Origin of the sequence: Micromonospora solifontis (assembly GCF_003725545.1) — a bacterium.
GTDB lineage: Bacteria > Actinomycetota > Actinomycetes > Mycobacteriales > Micromonosporaceae > Micromonospora > Micromonospora solifontis.
On record NZ_RJLN01000010.1, the window covers coordinates 58,145 to 74,384 of the forward strand.

The following is a 16,240-nucleotide window of genomic DNA, read 5'->3' on the forward strand; positions in this document are numbered from 1 at the left end:
GTTTCCCGCCCCGCCCGCGCGCGACCGGCGAGCGAGAGGGCAGGGGCAGGCGATGGCGAGCGTCTCCGTCGACGAGGCGATGCGTCGCGCGATCACGCTGGCCGCCCGCGGCCTCGGCACCACCAGCCCCAACCCGGTGGTCGGCTGCGTGCTGCTCGATCCGGACGGTGAGATCGTCGGGGAGGGCTTCCACGCGTACGCCGGCGGTCCGCACGCCGAGATCGTCGCGCTCGCGCAGGCCGGCAAGCGGGCCCGCGGCGGCACCGCCGTGGTCACCCTGGAACCCTGCGACCACACCGGCCGCACCGGCCCGTGCAGCCACGCGCTCATCGCGGCCGGCGTCGCCCGGGTCGTGATCGCCGTCCCGGACCCCAACCCGGTCGCCTCCGGCGGCGCGGCCACCCTGCGCGCCGCCGGGATCGAGGTCACCACGGGGGTACGCGCCGAGGAGGCCGAGGCCGGCAACATCGCCTGGCTCACCTCGATGCGCCGCGGCTGGCCGTACGTCATCTGGAAGTACGCGGCCACCCTCGACGGGCGTTCCGCCGCCGCCGACGGCAGCAGCATGTGGATCACCTCGGAGGCGGCCCGGATCGACGTGCACGCCCTGCGCGGCACCGTCGACGCGGTGATCGCCGGGGTGGGCACCGTGCTCGCCGACGATCCCCGGCTCACCGCCCGCAACCTGCGCGACGGCACCCTGGCCATCCGGCAGCCGCTGCGCGTGGTGGTGGACAGCTCGGGGCGTACCCCGGCCGACGCCCGGGTCCGCGACGGCGCCGCCCGGACCTGGATCGCCACCGCGGCGGAGGTCGGCGCCGGCCCGGACGGCCGGGTCGACCTGCCCGCGCTGCTCGCGGAGCTGCACCACCGCGGCGTCCGGGCCGCCCTGCTGGAGGGCGGCCCCCGGCTGGCCGGCGCGTTCCTCGCCGCCGGCCTGGTCGACAAGGTCGTCGGGTACGTCGCGCCGAAGCTGCTCGGCGCCGGCCCCACCGCCCTGCTCGACGCGGGCGTGACGACCATCGCCGACGCCATCGACCTGGAGCTCACCGACGTTACGCAGGTCGGCCCCGACCTGCGGATCACCGCGCTGCCCCGGAAGAGGGAGGCCTGACATGTTCACCGGCATCGTCGAGGAGTTGGGCGAGGTCGTCCGGACCACCGAGACCGGAGGCGACTCCGCGCTGGTCGCCATCCGCGGCCCGCTGGTCACCTCGGACGCCCGCCACGGGGACTCCATCGCGGTCAACGGGGTCTGCCTGACCGTGGTCGACGTCGACGGCGGCGTCTTCACCGCCGACGTGATGGGGGAGACGCTGCGGCGTACCGCGCTCGGGGCGCTGCGCCCGGGCGACCCGGTCAACCTGGAACGCGCCGCGGCGCTGAACAGCCGGCTCGGCGGGCACCTCGTGCAGGGCCACGTCGACGGGGTCGGCGAGGTCATCTCCCGGGAGCCGGCCGCGCAGTGGGAGACGGTCCGCTTCCGGCTGCCCGCCGGCCTGGCCCGGTACGTGGTGGAGAAGGGCTCGATCACCGTCGACGGGGTCTCGCTGACCGTCGCCGAGGTCGGCGACGACTGGTTCGCCGTCGGGCTGATCCCCACCACCCTCAAGCTCACCACCCTCGGTACGAAGGACGCCGGCGACCCGGTCAACCTCGAGGTGGACGTGCTCGCCAAGTACGTCGAGCGGCTGCTCGGCGACCGGCTCGCCGGAGGTGCCCGATGACCGGCCCGCTCGGCTGGCTGCTCGACGCCCAGGTCCACGTCGCCGGCTCGCCGGTGCTGGTCCGGGAGATCGTCGGCAACGTCTTCGGCCTCGCCTCCGCGCTGTTCGGGCTGCGCCGGCTGGTCTGGGCCTGGCCGGTCGGCATGATCGGCAACGCGCTGCTGTTCACCGTCTTCCTCGGCGGGGTCTTCGCCACCCCGCAGGCGCACGACCTCTACGGCCAGGCCGGCCGGCAGGTCTTCTTCTTCGCGGTCAGCGTGTACGGCTGGTGGCGCTGGTCGCGCAACCGCCGCGCGGGTTCCGGGGAGCAGCCGGCCGTCACCCCGCGCTGGGCCACCTGGTGGGAGCGGCTGGGCCTGCTCGCCGCCGCCGCGGTCGGCACCGCGGCCGCGTACCCGGTGCTGGCCGCGCTCGGCTCGTGGGGGCCGCTGCCGGACGCCTGGATCCTGGTCGGCAGCCTGCTCGCCACCTACGGCATGGCGCGCGGCTGGGTGGAGTTCTGGCTGATCTGGATCGCCGTGGACGCGGTCGGCGTGCCGCTGCTGCTGCAGGGCGGCTTCTACCCGTCGGCCGCCATGTACCTGGTCTACGGCGGGTTCTGCCTGGCCGGCCTGGCCGCCTGGTGGCGGACCTCCCGGGCCACCCCACCGGCCCGCACCCCGATCCCGCCGACGTACTCGGAGGCCGTGGCATGAGCACCACCTTTGGCTCCATCGAGCAGGCGGTGGCGGACATCGCCGCCGGCCGGCCCGTCGTCGTGGTCGACGACGAGGACCGCGAGAACGAGGGCGACCTGATCTTCGCGGCCGAGCTGGCCAGCCCGGAGCTGGTCGCGTTCATGGTCCGGTACACCTCGGGCTACATCTGCGTGCCGCTCACCGAGAGCGAGTGCGACCGGCTGGACCTGCCGCCCATGCACCACACCAACCAGGATCGGCGGGGCACCGCGTACACGGTGACGGTGGACGCCCGGGAGGGGATCGACACCGGCATCTCGGCGGCCGACCGCTCGCACACCATCCGGCTGCTCGCCGCCGCGTCGACCGACCCGACCGACCTGGCCCGCCCGGGGCACGTGGTGCCGCTGCGCGCCCGCGAGGGCGGGGTGCTGCGCCGGCCCGGGCACACCGAGGCGGCCGTGGACCTGACCCGGCTGGCCGGGCTGCGTCCGGCCGGGGTGCTCTGCGAGCTGGTCAACGACGACGGCACCATGATGCGCCTGCCCGACCTGGAGAAGTTCTGCGCCGAGCACGGCCTGACCCTGGTCACCATCGCCGACCTGATCGCCTACCGGCGGCGTACCGAGAAGCAGGTGGAGCAGGTCGCCGACGCGCGGATGCCCACCCCGTACGGGGTGTTCCGGGCGCTGGGGTACCGCAGCGACTTCGACTCCGCCGAGCACGTTGCGCTGGTCATGGGCGACCTCGGCGACGGGCGGGACGTGCTGGTGCGGGTGCACTCCGAGTGTCTCACCGGGGACGTGTTCGGCTCGCTGCGCTGCGACTGCGGCCCGCAGTTGCAGGCCGCCCTGGCCCGGGTCGGCCAGGAGGGTCGGGGCGTGGTGCTCTACGTGCGCGGGCACGAGGGACGCGGCATCGGCCTGCTGCACAAGCTGCAGGCGTACCAGTTGCAGGACCAGGGCCGGGACACCGTGGACGCGAACCTCGACCTGGGGCTGCCCGCCGACGCGCGCGACTACGGCACCGGCGCGCAGATCCTCTACGACCTCGGCGTCCGCTCGATGCGGCTGCTGACCAACAACCCGGCCAAGCGGGCCGGCCTGGAGGGTTACGGCCTCACGGTGAGCGGCCGCGAGGGGCTGCCCATCCGGTCGAACCCGGAGAACGTGCGTTACCTGCGGACCAAGCGGGACCGGATGGGCCACCTCCTGGAGGGGCTGGACGAGGTGACCGAGGCGCCGATGGGCCGCCCGGTCGCCGGCGACGAGATCGGAGCGTAGGGATGGCGGGTTTCGGGGAGCCGGGCGTGACCGCGGTGGACGCCGCCGGGCTGACCGTCGGCATCGTGGCGGCGCGCTGGCACGGCGACCTCACCGACCACATGGTCGACCGGGCGGTGGCCGCCGCCGAGGCGTGCGGCGCCCGGTCGGTGGTGGCCCGGGTCGCCGGCTCGGTCGAGCTGCCCGTGGTGGCCCAGGCGATGGCCCGCCGCTACGACGTGGTGGTCGCCCTCGGCGTGGTGATCCGGGGCGCCACCGCCCACTTCGACTACGTCTGCCAGTCGGTAACCGAGGGGCTGACCCGGGTCGCGCTGGACGAGGGCAAGCCGGTGGCGCACGGGGTGCTCACCGTGGAGACCATCGAGCAGGCCCGCGACCGGGCCGGTCTGCCCGGCTCGGCGGAGGACAAGGGCTGGGCGGCCACCGTGGCGGCACTGGACGCCGCCCTGGCCATTCGCAACCTGGACGCCGCCACCACCCACCGCGTGGGCTTCGCCTGACGTGCGCCCGCCGCGGCCTCCCGCCCGGGGTGGCCGGACGGCGGGTGATCGACTCCGGGTCGCCGAGGTGGCGGTCTCCGCGACCACCGGACACCGCCACCTCGGCGAGGTGGAGCGCCGCTACCCGGCGCTGACGCCGGCGGCGGGCGCGGGACCGGCGGCCGGCACGGTCGCGCTGCTGGGCCACTCCTCGGGCGCGGTCGCGGCGCACCTGCTCGCCCAGGCCTACCCGGACCGGGTGGCGGCGCTGGTGGTGGCCGGCGGCCCGGCCAGCCACCTCCCGCAGCGCGAGCTGGCGCGGTTGGCCGCCCGTGAGGAAGGCGACGCGGCCGGACCCGGCGCGCGTGGTCACCCGGGACGGCTGGAAGAATCGCCTTCCGTGAAGACGTTCGAGGAGTTGTTCGCCGAGCTGCAGGCCAAGGCCGCCGCCGGCACCCCGGGCTCGGGCACGGTCGACGCGCTCGCCAAGGGCGTGCACTTCATCGGCAAGAAGGTCGTCGAGGAGGCGGCCGAGTCGTGGATGGCCGCCGAGCACGAGGGCCCGGAGCGGGCCGCCGAGGAGATCTCCCAGCTGCTCTACCAGGCCCAGGTGCTGATGCTCGCCACCGGCCTCGAACTGAAGGACGTCTACCGACATCTCTGAGTGCCCGTCCGCTGATCATCCGATCGAACGAAGGAGCACTCCCATGCTGCGTGTCGCCGTACCCAACAAGGGCGCGCTGGCCGAGTCCGCCGCCCAGATGCTGCGCGAGGCGGGCTACCGCCAGCGCACCGACCCGAAGGACCTGGTCTGCCGGGACGAGCCCAACGACATCGAGTTCTTCTACCTCCGCCCCAAGGACATCGCCACCTACGTCGGCTCGGGTGACCTCGACGTCGGCATCACCGGCCGGGACCTGCTCGTCGACTCCGGTGCCCCGGCCGAGGAGGTCGTCGACCTGAACTTCGGCCGGGCCACCTTCCGGTTCGCCGCCCGCCCCGACGACGTCGACTCGGTGCAGCAGCTCGGCGGCCACCGGATCGCCACCGCGTACCCCGGCCTGGTCGAGCGGCACCTGGCCGAGCTGGGCGTCAAGGCCGACGTGATCCGCCTGGACGGCGCGGTGGAGAACGCCATCCGCCTCGGCGTCGCGGACGTGGTCGCCGACGTGGTGGAGACCGGCGCCACCCTGCGCCAGGCCGGCCTGGTGGTCTTCGGCGAGCCGCTGCTGCGCTCCTCGGCGGTGCTGGTCCGCCGGGTCGGCGCGCCCGGCTGCGCCCAGCAGGAGCAGCTGCTGCGCCGGCTGCACGGCGTGCTGGTCGCCCGCCGGTACGTGATGCTCGCCTACGACGTGCCGGCCGGCCTGCTGGACCGGGCCAGCTCGCTCACCCCGGGCATCGAGTCGCCGACCGTCTCCCCGCTGCACCGGGAGGGCTGGGTCGCCGTGCAGGCGATGGTCCTGCGCGACGACGTGCACCGGATCATGGACGAGCTCTACGAGCTGGGTGCCCGGGCCATCCTGGTCACCAACATCCACGCCTGCCGGCTGTGAGGCCGCTGCCGGTCCCGGCCGCCCTGACCGTGGTGGTCCTGGGCGGGGTGGCCTCGGCCGCGCAGGGGGTGGTCAACGCCGAGCTGGGGGAGCGGACCGGCGACCCGCTCGTCGGCGCGGTGGTCAACAACCTCGGCGGCTGCCTGATCGTCCTGCTCGGGCTGGCCGCCGTGCCGTCGATGCGCGCCGGGCTGGCCGGGTTGCGGCGCGCCGGCCTGCCCTGGTGGGCGTATCTGGGCGGGCTCGGCGGGGCGGCGATCGTGGTGATCGGCCCGTTCGTGGTACCGGCGCTGGGCGTGGCGGTCTTCACGATCGCCCAGGTGGCCGGGGGCAGCCTCGGCGGGCTGGCCGTCGACCGGGCCGGGCTGGCCGCCACGGGCCGGCTGCCGCTCACCGGGCCGCGGGTGGCCGGGGCGCTGCTCGGGATCGCCGCGGTGACCCTGGCCCAGCTCGGCCGGCCGGTGGGCGACCTGGCGGTGGGGCTGGTGCTGCTCTCGGTCGCCGGCGGTCTGGCGGTGGCGCTGCAGTCCGCGCTCAATGGGCGGCTGGCCGCGGCCGTGGGCCCGGCCGCCGGGCTGGCGGTGAACTTCGCGGTCAGCACCGCGACGATCCTCGCCCTGGCGGGGCTGGCCGGCGCGCTGGTCACCCGTTCCGGCTGGCCCACCCAGTGGTGGCTCTACGTCGGCGGCCTGTTCGGCGTCAGCATCGTGCTCGCCCTGCTGGTCGGGGTCCGTGCCGCCGGGGTGCTGCGCACCGGCCTCGCGCTGGTCGCCGGCCAGCTCGGCGGGGCGCTGCTGCTGGACACGGTGCTGCCCGGGGGCGCCGGGGTCCGGCTTCCGGTGCTGGTCGGCGCGACGCTCACCGTGCTGGCGGTGCTGGTGGCCGGCGTACGTCGCCGGCGGGCGCCGATCCGTGTGGCGGCCGAGCCCGTGCCCGGGACGGATGGCAGACTGGTTTCGTGAGCGATTCCGTGGTGACCGTGCGACCGCGCCGGATCCGGCTGGTCTGCTGGGTGTCCGCAGCCGCGCTGCTGGTGGTGTTCAGCGCGGGGGCCACCTCGCTGACCGGCGCCACCGGCGACGGGTACGGCACCTTCCAGCGCGGCGACCAGCTCGCCATGGTCGGGCTGGGCGTCTTCGGCGCCCTCGCCATCCTGCTCTTCACCCGGCCCCGGGTGGTGGCCGACGCCCGGGGTGTCCGGGTCCGCAACGTGATCGGCTCGTACGAGCTGCCCTGGGAGGTGATCCGCGGGGTCCGGTTCGACCGGGGCGCCCCGTGGGCCAGCCTGGAGCTGCACGACGACGACCTGCTCCCGATGGTCGCCCTCCAGGCCGCCGACAAGGAACACGCCGTCGAGGCCGTGCGCGCCCTGCGCCGCCTGCACCAGGCCCACCTGGCCACCCTCGCCTCCGGCGCCACCCCGCGCTGAGCCCCCCGCCCCGCGACCCTCCCGCCCCACCGCCCGCCGAGCATCCTCCGGCGGAGGCGAGGACGCTGTTTCCCGGAAACAGTGGTCATCGGGCGGCGGATGACCACTATTTCCGGGAACGAGGCCCCTCACCTCGCCCCGCCGGCGGCGCGGCCCCGGTTTGGGGGGCGCAGGGGTGGGGGTGTAGTGTTGCGGAGTCGACCAGACTGCCCCCGTCACCGACGTGTGGGCAGTCCTGAAGCGGAGCGCCTGCTCCCACCCGAGTCGCCCCTGTAGGTGGCCGGGTCCGGTCCCCGGTTCCGGGCATGTCCCGGTCCCGGATGCGCGATCATAGGATCGTGCCGACCGGTCGAGCGGGCCCTGGCATGCGCCGGGGCCTTCTGCTTTCCGGGTCGGCTCCCGCCCGGGAGCCCGCGGAGTCGGCACCGTAGGAGACTCGACTCGAGGAGGCCCCATCAGCGTCGAACCACGCGTGAACGAGCAGATCCGGGCACGTGAGGTCCGACTGGTCGGCCCTGAGGGTGAGCAGGTGGGCATCGTCCCGCTGGAGCGCGCCCTGCAGCTGGCCGCGGACGTCGACCTGGACCTGGTCGAGGTTGCGCCGATGGCGCGCCCGCCGGTGTGCAAGCTCATGGACTTCGGCAAGTTCAAGTACGAGAGCGCACTGAAGGCGCGCGAAGCGCGGCGTAACCAGCAACAGACCGTCATCAAGGAGATGAAGCTCCGGCCGAAGATCGACCCGCACGACTACGAGACCAAGAAGGGTCACGTGGTGCGGTTCCTCAAGGCCGGCGACAAGGTCAAGGTGACGATCATGTTCCGCGGTCGCGAGCAGAGCCGCCCGGAGCTGGGTTACCGGCTCCTGCGCCGGCTCGAGTCCGAGATCACGGACCTGGGATACGTCGAGGCCGCGCCGAAGCAGGACGGCCGAAACATGATCATGGTTCTCGCTCCGCACCGGGCCGTCAAGGCCTCCGCGGTCGCCGCCACGGCGTCCCGCGGTGGACCCCGGGACCGGGCCGCGGAGGAGTCCGCCGCTCCGGCAGCCGGTGAGACCGCGGCGACCGGCGAGACCGCAGCAGCCGGCGAGACCGGCGCAGTCGCCGAGAACACCGGCGAGTAACAGGGGAGAAGACGTTCCAAATGCCGAAGATGAAGAGCCACACGGGTATGGGCAAGCGGGTCAAGGTGACCGGCAAGGGCAAGATCGTTGCCCAGCAGGCCGGCCTCCGCCACAACCTGGAGAAGAAGGCCTCCACCCAGACCCGGCGGCTGACCGGCACGGTCGAGCTGGCCAAGGCCGACGTCAAGCGAATCAAGAAGCTGCTCGGCCGCTGACGCGCGCCACCTGAACCGAAGAAGGAGTTGAGATGGCACGCGTCAAGCGGGCTGTGAACGCCCAGAAGAAGCGTCGTACCCTGCTGGAGACCGCGAGCGGCTACCGCGGTCAGCGCTCCCGCCTCTACCGCAAGGCCAAGGAGCAGGTGCTGCACTCGATGCAGTACGCCTACCGGGACCGTCGCGACCGCAAGGGCGACTTCCGGCAGCTCTGGATCCAGCGGATCAACGCGGGTGCCCGGGCCAACGGCATGACCTACAACCGGCTGATCCAGGGCCTGCGCCTGGCCGGCATCGAGGTGGACCGCAAGATCCTGGCCGACCTGGCCGTCAACGACGCCGCGGCGTTCGCCGCGATCGTCGAGCTGGCCCGCGCCGCCGTGGCGGCCGAGGGCACCGGTGGCGCCGCGGCCCAGGCCGCCTGATCCACCCGTACCAGCAGATCGAGGCGTCTCCCATGCCGTCACCATCGCGCGGGAGGCGCCTCGACGCTATCTCCGGCCCGTTCACCCCGCGTACCCCCAGGGTCGTCGCGGCCCGCCGGCTGCACCGCCGCCGGGACCGCGACAACACCGGCCGGTTCCTGGCCGAGGGGCCGCAGGCGGTCCGCGAGGCGCTGGCCCGCGCCGGCACGGTGGTCGAGCTCTTCGGCACCCCGGCCGCCCTCGACCGGTACGCGGAGCTGGCCGCCGCGGCCGCCCGGGCCGACCTCCCGGTCTCCGAGGTCACCGACGAGGCCCTCGCCGCGCTCACCGAGACCGTCGCCCCGCAGGGCCTGGTCGCGGTCTGCCGGCACCTCGACGTACCCCTGGAGCAGGCCCTGGCGCGCGGGCCGCGGCTGGTCGCGGTGCTCGCCGAGATCCGCGACCCGGGCAACGCCGGCACCGTGCTGCGCACCGCCGACGCGGCCGGCGCGGGCGCGGTGATCTTCGCCGGCGACGCGGTCGACCCGTACAACGGCAAGTGCGTGCGGGCCTCCGCCGGCAGCCTCTTCCACGTCGACGTGGTGCGCGCCGCCGACCCGGTCGCGGTGGTCGACGCGCTGCGGGCCGCCGGACTCACCGTCCTCGCCACCACCGGGTACGGCGACAGCGACCTGGACGACCTGGCCGACGCCGGCCGGCTCGCCGACCCCACCGCGTGGCTCTTCGGCTCCGAGGCGCACGGCCTGCCCGAGGACCTGACCGCGGCGGCCGACGCCCGGGTGCGGGTGCCGCTGCACGGGCGCGCCGAGAGCCTGAACCTGGCTGCGGCCGCGGCCGTCTGCCTGTACGCTTCAGCGAGAGCACTGCGCCGGCCGACGGGTCGCGCGGGCGACAGAGCAGGGGAGTCAGCCGGATGATGAACGCGCCACGGCGTTCGTTTAGCCAGCCCGCCGGTGTCGGCGGGCGGCGGGTCTGACCCTTCCCCCTGCGTACCTCCCACCGGCGGGCTGCGGCGAAGCCGCGCGTCCGTAGACTCGCCTAGCCGCCCGTGCGGGCCGGCGCCGCCGTGAGGGAGTGCCCGTTCACCATGAGCTACCGCAACGATCCGTACGACCCGAAGCAGGTCGCCCTGCTCGATCCGGACGCCCTGGCCGGGGCCGTGGCCGACGCCGAGAAGGCGTTCGCCGCCGCCGGCGACCCGGACGCGCTGGCCGCGCTGCGCCCCGCGCACCTCGGCGACCGGGCCCCGGTCTCGCTGGCCCGCCGGGAGATCGGCGCGTTGCCGCCGGCCGCCAAGGCCGACGCCGGCAAGCGGGTCAACGAGGCCCGCCGCGCCATCGAGGCCGCGTACGCCGCCCGGCAGGAGACCCTGGAGCGGAAGCGGGCCGAGCGGGTGCTGGTCGAGGAGCGGGTCGACGTGACCCTGCCGTACGACCGGCGGCCGCGCGGCGCCCGGCACCCGCTGAGCACCCTGATGGAGCAGATCAGCGACCTGTTCATCGGGATGGGCTACGAGGTGGCCGAGGGGCCCGAGGTCGAGCTGGAGTGGACCAACTTCGACGCGCTGAACATCCCCGCCGACCACCCGGCGCGCGGCCTGATGGACACCTTCCACATCGCCGCACCCGAGGGCGCCGAGTCCTCCGGCCTGGTGCTGCGCACCCACACCTCGCCGGTGCAGGCGCGCACCATGCTCACCCGCAAGCCGCCGATCTACGTGGTGGTGCCCGGCCGGGTCTACCGCACCGACGAGCTGGACGCCACCCACGCCCCGGTCTTCCACCAGGTCGAGGGCCTGGTGGTGGACAAGGGCATCACCATGGCGCACCTGCGCGGCACGCTGGACCACTTCGCCCGGGCCATGTTCGGCGAGGGCGCGAAGACCCGGTTCCGGCCGCACTACTTCCCGTTCACCGAGCCGTCGGCCGAGTTCGACGTCTGGTTCCCGGAGCACCGGGACGGCCCGCAGTGGGTCGAGTGGGGCGGCTGCGGCATGGTCAACCCGCGGGTGCTGCGGGCCTGCGGCATCGACCCGGAGGTCTACTCCGGATTCGCGTTCGGCATGGGCATCGACCGGACCGTGATGTTCCGGCACGGGGTCAGCGACATGCGGGACATGGCCGAGGGCGACGTGCGGTTCACCCGCGCGTTCGGCGCGTAGACGGTCCGGGCACGAGTTACGGAGACGGTGGTTTAACAGTCATGCGAGTTTCTGTCAGTTGGCTGCGGGAGTACGTCGACCTCCCCGCCGACCTGCCCGCCGGCGACCTGGAGCAGGCGCTGGTCGACCTCGGCATCGAGGTCGAGTCCATCGTGGACCTGCGGGAGACCGTCACCGGTCCGCTGGTGGTCGGTGAGGTCCTGGAGATCGAGGAGCTGACCGGCTTCAAGAAGCCGATCCGGTTCTGCCGGGTGGACGTCGGGGCCGCCAACGGCACCGGCGAGCCGCAGGAGATCGTCTGCGGGGCGCGCAACTTCGCCCCCGGCGACCGGGTGGTGGTGATCCTCCCCGGCGGCGTGCTGCCCGGCAACTTCGCCATCGGCGCGCGCAAGACGTACGGGCGCAACTCCCACGGCATGATCTGCTCCGCTAAGGAGCTGGGCCTGGGCGACGACCACTCGGGCATCATCGTGCTGCCCGAGGACACTCCGGCGAAGCCGGGCGACGACGCCCGCCCGGTGGTCGGCCTCGACGACGTCGTGGTCGAGATGGAGATCACCCCGGACCGCGGCTACGCGCTCAGCGTGCGCGGCATCGCCCGAGAGCTGTCGCACGCCCTCGGCGTGCCGTTCCGCGACCCGGCCGACGTCCCGGCGCCCGGCGCCACCGCCGAGCCGGCCTACCCGGTGCAGGTGCGGGACACCGTCGGCTGCGACCGGTTCGCCGCCCGGATGGTGCGCGGCGTCGACCCGACCGCGCAGACCCCCGGCTGGCTGGCCCAGCGGCTCACCGTGGCCGGCATCCGCAGCATCTCGCTGCCGGTCGACATCACCAACTACCTGATGCTCGAACTCGGCCAGCCGATGCACGCCTTCGACGCCGACCGGATCAGCGGCCCGCTGGTGGTCCGCCGCGCCGCGCCGGGGGAGAAGCTGACCACCCTGGACGGCGTCACCCGCACGCTGGTCGCCGAGGACATGGTGATCTGCGACGACACCGGGCCCGTTTCGCTCGCCGCGGTGATGGGCGGCGAGACCAGCGAGGTCGTCGCCTCGACCACGAACGTGCTGTTCGAGGCGGCGCACTGGGACCCGGCGATGGTGGGCCGGACCGCTCGCCGGCACAAGCTGTTCAGCGAGGCGGCCAAGCGCTGGGAGCGCGGCGTCGACCCGGCGCTCGCGCTGGTCGCGCTGGAGAAGGCGGTACGGCTGCTCACCGAGCACGGCGGCGGCGCGGTCGGCGAGGAGATCCTCGACATCGACCACGTCCGGCCCCGTACCCCGGTCACCTTGCCGGCGGACCTGCCGTCGCGCCGGATCGGGGTGAGCTACCCGCCGGAGCGGGTGGTCGAGCTGCTGGAGCAGGTCGGCTGCACGGTCGTCCGGGGCGCTGACCGGCTCGGCGAGGACCCGGGCGAGGTCGGCGTGCCCGCCGCTGGCGCCGGTGAGGTGCTGACCGTGACCCCGCCGAGCTGGCGGCCCGACCTCACCGACCCGGCCGACCTGGTCGAGGAGGTGGTCCGCCTCGACGGGTACGACCGGGTGCCGTCGGAGCTGCCCACCGCACCGGCCGGCCGGGGCCTGACCTGGCAGCAGGTGCGCCGCCGGGCGGTCGCCCGGTCGCTCGCCGAGCGCGGGTACGTCGAGGTTCTCGCCCATCCGTTCGTCTCCGCCGACCTCGCCGACCAGCTCGGCCTGCCCGCCGACGACCCGCGCCGGCCGGCGGTCCGGGTGGCCAACCCGCTGTCCGAGGAGGAGCCGCTGCTGCGCACCACGCTGCTCGGCCCGCTGCTCGGCATCCTCAAGCGCAACGTCGGCCGGGGCCAGCGGGACGTGGCGATCTACGAGATCGGCGCGGTCTTCCACCCGCGTCCGGGTGCCGGCAGCCCGCCGGCGATGGGCGTGGACCGGCGGCCCACCGACGAGGAGTTCGCCGCCGCCGACGCGGTGGTGCCGGACCAGCCGCGACACGTCGCGGTGGCGCTGGCCGGCGAGATCGAGCCGGCCGGCTGGTGGGGCGCGGGTCGGGCGGCCGGCTGGGCGGACGCCGTCGAGGCCGGCCGGATGGTGCTGGCCGCCGCCGGCATCCCGGCCGACCGGGTCACCGTCCGGGCCGCGGAACACGCCCCCTGGCACCCCGGGCGCTGCGCCGAGCTGCGGGTCGACGACACCCCGGTCGGCTACGCGGGCGAGCTGCACCCGGTGGTGGTGGCGGCGCTGGAGCTGCCCCGCCGGACCAGCGCCATGGAGCTGAACCTGGACGCGCTGCCCGCCGCGCCGCTGGTGTCCGGGCCGGCCATCTCCACGTTCCCGCCCGCGCTGATCGACGTGGCGCTGGTGCTGGACGAGTCGGTCCCGGCCGCCGAGGTGGAGCGGGCCCTGGTCGAGGGGGCCGGTGCGCTGCTCGAGGGCGTCCGGCTCTTCGACGTGTACGCGTCCGAGCAGCTCGGCGCGGGCCGGAAGTCGCTGGCGTACAAGCTGACCTTCCGGGCCCCGGACCGGACGCTGACCGTCGAGGAGGCGGTGGCCGCCCGGGACGCGGCGGTCGCGCTCGCGGCGCAGCGCTTCGGCGCCACCCTGCGCGGCGCCTGACGACCCCAGGTACGCGGCGACGGCCCAGCGGGAGTTCCCGCCGGGCCGTCGCCGTCAGCGCCGGCCGTCGCTCGGGCCGGGACCGGTTGGAGTCGAGGTCGTCAGGTGGCGCCGCTGCCGCCTCAGGCCGTGCACGGCAGGGTGATCTGCGACTGGCCGCCTACGGGTAGGCAAGGGACCGCTCCTTCAGCCCGCGTTGGTGTTGGCGGGCACGGGGTGGTGCGGGCGCGGTGGAGCGGCGCTCGACCCGGCGGAACGGGGCTGTGAGAGCGCTCTCCCAGCACCGGTCCCCAATGGGCCGTCAATGCGAGCCGAGCCGACCGTAGATTCATGCGGTGCACTGTATGAACTTGCAGAGAGCCTGATCCACTGCTAACCTCGACTGCATAGTCATACGGAGGTAAGCATGGGCATCCGGGTTGCGGTCGCCGGGGCGAGCGGGTACGCCGGCGGCGAGCTGCTGCGCCTGCTCGCCGGCCACCCCGAGTTCGACCTCATCGCCGCCACCGCGCACTCCTCCGCCGGCCGGCCCGTCGCCGCCGTACACCCGCAGCTCGCCGGGCTGGACCTGGTGTTCGGGGCGACCGACCCGACCGCCCTGGCCGACGCGGACCTGGTCTTCCTGGCGCTGCCGCACGGCCAGTCGGCGGCCCTCGCCGCGGCCCTCCCCGACCCGGTCAAGGTGGTCGACCTCGGCGCCGACCACCGGCTGCGGGACGCCGACGCCTGGGCCCGCTACTACGGCGGCGCGCACGCCGGCGCCTGGACCTACGGCCTGCCCGAGCTGCCCGGCCAGCGGGCCGCGATCGCGGCGGCGCAGCGGGTGGCCAGCACCGGCTGCTACGCGGTCGCCACCACCCTGGCGCTCGCCCCGCTGATCGCCGCCGGCGCGGTCTTCCCCACCGACGTGGTGGTGGTGGCCGCCTCCGGCACCTCCGGCGCAGGCCGCGCAGCCAAGGCCCACCTGCTCGGCAGCGAGGTGATGGGCGACCTGTCGCCCTACAAGGTCGGCGCGCACCAGCACGTGCCGGAGATCAAGCAGGCCACCGGGGCGACGAGCCTCTCCTTCACGCCGGTGCTCGCCCCCATGCCGCGGGGCATCCTCGCCACCGTCACCGCCGTGCCGACCGGCGACGCCGACCCGCGCGAGGTGCTCGCCGCCGCGTACGCCGACGCGCCCTTCGTGCACCTGCTGCCCGAGGGCGCCTGGCCGCACACCGCCGCCACGGCCGGCTCGAACTCCTGCCACCTCCAGGCCGCCGTCGACGTCGACTCCGGCCGGGTGATCGTGGTCAGCGCCGTCGACAACCTGGGCAAGGGCGCGGCCGGCCAGGCCGTGCAGAACGCCAACCTCATGTTCGACCTTCCCGAGACCACCGGACTGTCCGGGTTTGGAGTGGCCCCATGAGCGTCACCGCCCCGCGGGGCTTCCGGGCGGCCGGCGTGGCCGCCGGGCTGAAGGCCGGCGGTGCCGGCGACGTCGCCCTGGTCCTCAACGACGGCCCCGACGCCGGGGTCGCCGGTGTCTTCACCGCCAACCGGGTCAAGGCCGCCCCGGTGCTCTGGACCCAGCAGGTCGTGCGCGGCGGCGTGGTCCGCGCCGTGCTGCTCAACTCCGGCGGCGCCAACGCCTGCACCGGCCCGGCCGGCTTCCAGGACACCCACGCCACCGCCGAGCACACCGCCGCCGTGCTCACCGCCAGCAGCCCCCGCCTGATGGTCGGCGCCGGCGAGGTCGCGGTCTGCTCCACCGGCCTGATCGGCGAGCGGCTGCCCATGGACAAGCTGCTGCCGGGGGTCCGCACCGCGGTCCGCGGCCTGGCCCGGGACGGCGGTCAGGCCGCCGCCGAGGCGATCATGACCACGGACACCCGGGCCAAGAACACCGTGGCCCGGGGCAGCGGCTGGACCGTCGGCGGGATGGCCAAGGGCGCCGGCATGCTCGCCCCGGCGATGGCCACCATGCTCTGCGTGCTCACCACCGACGCGGTCGCCGGGCCGGAGACCCTGGACGCCGCGCTGCGCGCCGCCACCCGGGTCACCTTCGACCGGATCGACTCCGACGGCTGCATGTCCACCAACGACACGGTGCTGCTGCTGGCCAGCGGCGCGTCCGGCATCCAGCCCACCGAGGCCGAGCTGGCCGCCGTGGTCACCGCCGCCTGCCACGACCTGGCCCAGCAGCTCATCGCCGACGCCGAGGGCGCCACCAAGCAGATCGCCATCGACGTGACCGGCGCGGCGAACGAGGACGACGCGGTCGAGGTGGGCCGCTCGGTGGCCCGCAACAACCTGGTCAAGACCGCGCTGTTCGGCAACGACCCGAACTGGGGGCGGATCCTCGCCGCGGTCGGCACCACCGCCGCCGCGTTCGAGCCGGACGAGGTCGACGTCGCCGTCAACGGGGTCTGGGTGTGCCGGGGCGGGGCCGCCGCCGAGGACCGGTCCAAGGTGGACCTCACCGGGCGCGACGTCACCATCCGGATCGACCTGCACGCCGGCGACGCCGCGGCGACGATCTGGACCAACGACCTGTCGCACGCGTACGTGCACGAGAACTCGGCGTACTCGACGTGA

The 16,240-nt window shown here is 74.6% G+C and carries 17 protein-coding genes; all 17 read left to right on the plus strand.

What is annotated here, in order from left to right; translation table 11 throughout:
• Positions 1-52 precede the first annotated feature (52 nt).
• The 17 genes from ribD (at position 53) to argJ (ending at position 16,240) form a co-directional block, all read left to right on the plus strand.
• Entirely contained in the window at positions 53-1,114 is a 1,062-nt protein-coding gene (gene ribD, locus EFE23_RS05595; RefSeq protein ID WP_123239808.1) for a bifunctional diaminohydroxyphosphoribosylaminopyrimidine deaminase/5-amino-6-(5-phosphoribosylamino)uracil reductase RibD, read from the plus strand.
• A gap of 1 nt (position 1,115) precedes the next feature.
• The gene (locus tag EFE23_RS05600) at positions 1,116-1,727 is read left to right on the plus strand and encodes a riboflavin synthase (RefSeq protein WP_123239809.1); all 612 of its coding nucleotides are present in this window, start codon (positions 1,116-1,118) and stop codon (positions 1,725-1,727) included.
• Positions 1,724-2,422, plus strand: a complete 699-nt coding sequence (pnuC, locus tag EFE23_RS05605) for a nicotinamide riboside transporter PnuC (RefSeq protein WP_123239810.1) — start codon at positions 1,724-1,726, stop codon at positions 2,420-2,422. The genes EFE23_RS05600 and pnuC overlap by 4 nt, the downstream gene beginning before the upstream one ends.
• On the plus strand, positions 2,419-3,687 hold the full coding sequence (locus EFE23_RS05610) for a bifunctional 3,4-dihydroxy-2-butanone-4-phosphate synthase/GTP cyclohydrolase II (protein ID WP_123239847.1): 1,269 nt from the start codon (positions 2,419-2,421) through the stop codon (positions 3,685-3,687). The genes pnuC and EFE23_RS05610 overlap by 4 nt, the downstream gene beginning before the upstream one ends.
• A gap of 2 nt (positions 3,688-3,689) precedes the next feature.
• Positions 3,690-4,187: a 6,7-dimethyl-8-ribityllumazine synthase gene (gene ribH / locus EFE23_RS05615; protein ID WP_123239811.1), complete on the plus strand. Its 498-nt coding sequence runs from the start codon at positions 3,690-3,692 to the stop codon at positions 4,185-4,187.
• A gap of 379 nt (positions 4,188-4,566) precedes the next feature.
• Positions 4,567-4,830, plus strand: coding sequence for a phosphoribosyl-ATP diphosphatase (locus tag EFE23_RS05620; RefSeq protein ID WP_043324932.1), 264 nt, complete (start codon positions 4,567-4,569; stop codon positions 4,828-4,830).
• 43 nt (positions 4,831-4,873) lie between these two features.
• On the plus strand, positions 4,874-5,719 hold the full coding sequence (gene hisG / locus EFE23_RS05625) for an ATP phosphoribosyltransferase (RefSeq protein WP_123239812.1): 846 nt from the start codon (positions 4,874-4,876) through the stop codon (positions 5,717-5,719).
• On the plus strand, positions 5,716-6,681 hold the full coding sequence (locus tag EFE23_RS05630; RefSeq protein WP_123239813.1) for a DMT family transporter: 966 nt from the start codon (positions 5,716-5,718) through the stop codon (positions 6,679-6,681). The genes hisG and EFE23_RS05630 overlap by 4 nt, the downstream gene beginning before the upstream one ends.
• Entirely contained in the window at positions 6,678-7,148 is a 471-nt protein-coding gene (locus EFE23_RS05635) for a PH domain-containing protein (protein WP_233600882.1), read from the plus strand. The genes EFE23_RS05630 and EFE23_RS05635 overlap by 4 nt, the downstream gene beginning before the upstream one ends.
• A gap of 472 nt (positions 7,149-7,620) precedes the next feature.
• The gene (gene infC / locus EFE23_RS05640; RefSeq protein ID WP_123239814.1) at positions 7,621-8,271 is read left to right on the plus strand and encodes a translation initiation factor IF-3; all 651 of its coding nucleotides are present in this window, start codon (positions 7,621-7,623) and stop codon (positions 8,269-8,271) included.
• Positions 8,272-8,291: 20 nt separating this feature from the next.
• Positions 8,292-8,486 carry a 50S ribosomal protein L35 gene (gene rpmI, locus EFE23_RS05645; RefSeq protein WP_073835294.1) on the plus strand — a complete coding sequence of 65 codons (195 nt, stop codon included), beginning with the start codon at positions 8,292-8,294 and terminating at the stop codon, positions 8,484-8,486.
• Positions 8,487-8,518: 32 nt separating this feature from the next.
• Positions 8,519-8,911 (plus strand): 50S ribosomal protein L20, encoded by a 393-nt coding sequence (rplT, locus tag EFE23_RS05650; RefSeq protein WP_030335718.1) that lies wholly within the window; start codon positions 8,519-8,521, stop codon positions 8,909-8,911.
• 32 nt (positions 8,912-8,943) lie between these two features.
• Entirely contained in the window at positions 8,944-9,828 is an 885-nt protein-coding gene (locus EFE23_RS05655) for a TrmH family RNA methyltransferase (RefSeq protein WP_123239815.1), read from the plus strand.
• Between the two features lie 170 nt (positions 9,829-9,998).
• The gene (gene pheS, locus EFE23_RS05660) at positions 9,999-11,072 is read left to right on the plus strand and encodes a phenylalanine--tRNA ligase subunit alpha (RefSeq protein ID WP_123239849.1); all 1,074 of its coding nucleotides are present in this window, start codon (positions 9,999-10,001) and stop codon (positions 11,070-11,072) included.
• A gap of 41 nt (positions 11,073-11,113) precedes the next feature.
• Positions 11,114-13,663 carry a phenylalanine--tRNA ligase subunit beta gene (gene pheT, locus EFE23_RS05665; protein WP_123239816.1) on the plus strand — a complete coding sequence of 850 codons (2,550 nt, stop codon included), beginning with the start codon at positions 11,114-11,116 and terminating at the stop codon, positions 13,661-13,663.
• Between the two features lie 406 nt (positions 13,664-14,069).
• Complete coding sequence (gene argC / locus EFE23_RS05670) at positions 14,070-15,071, plus strand: N-acetyl-gamma-glutamyl-phosphate reductase (protein ID WP_123239817.1); 1,002 nt, start codon at positions 14,070-14,072, stop codon at positions 15,069-15,071.
• Positions 15,068-16,240 (plus strand): bifunctional glutamate N-acetyltransferase/amino-acid acetyltransferase ArgJ, encoded by a 1,173-nt coding sequence (gene argJ, locus EFE23_RS05675; RefSeq protein ID WP_123239818.1) that lies wholly within the window; start codon positions 15,068-15,070, stop codon positions 16,238-16,240. Before argC ends, argJ begins: the two co-directional genes overlap by 4 nt.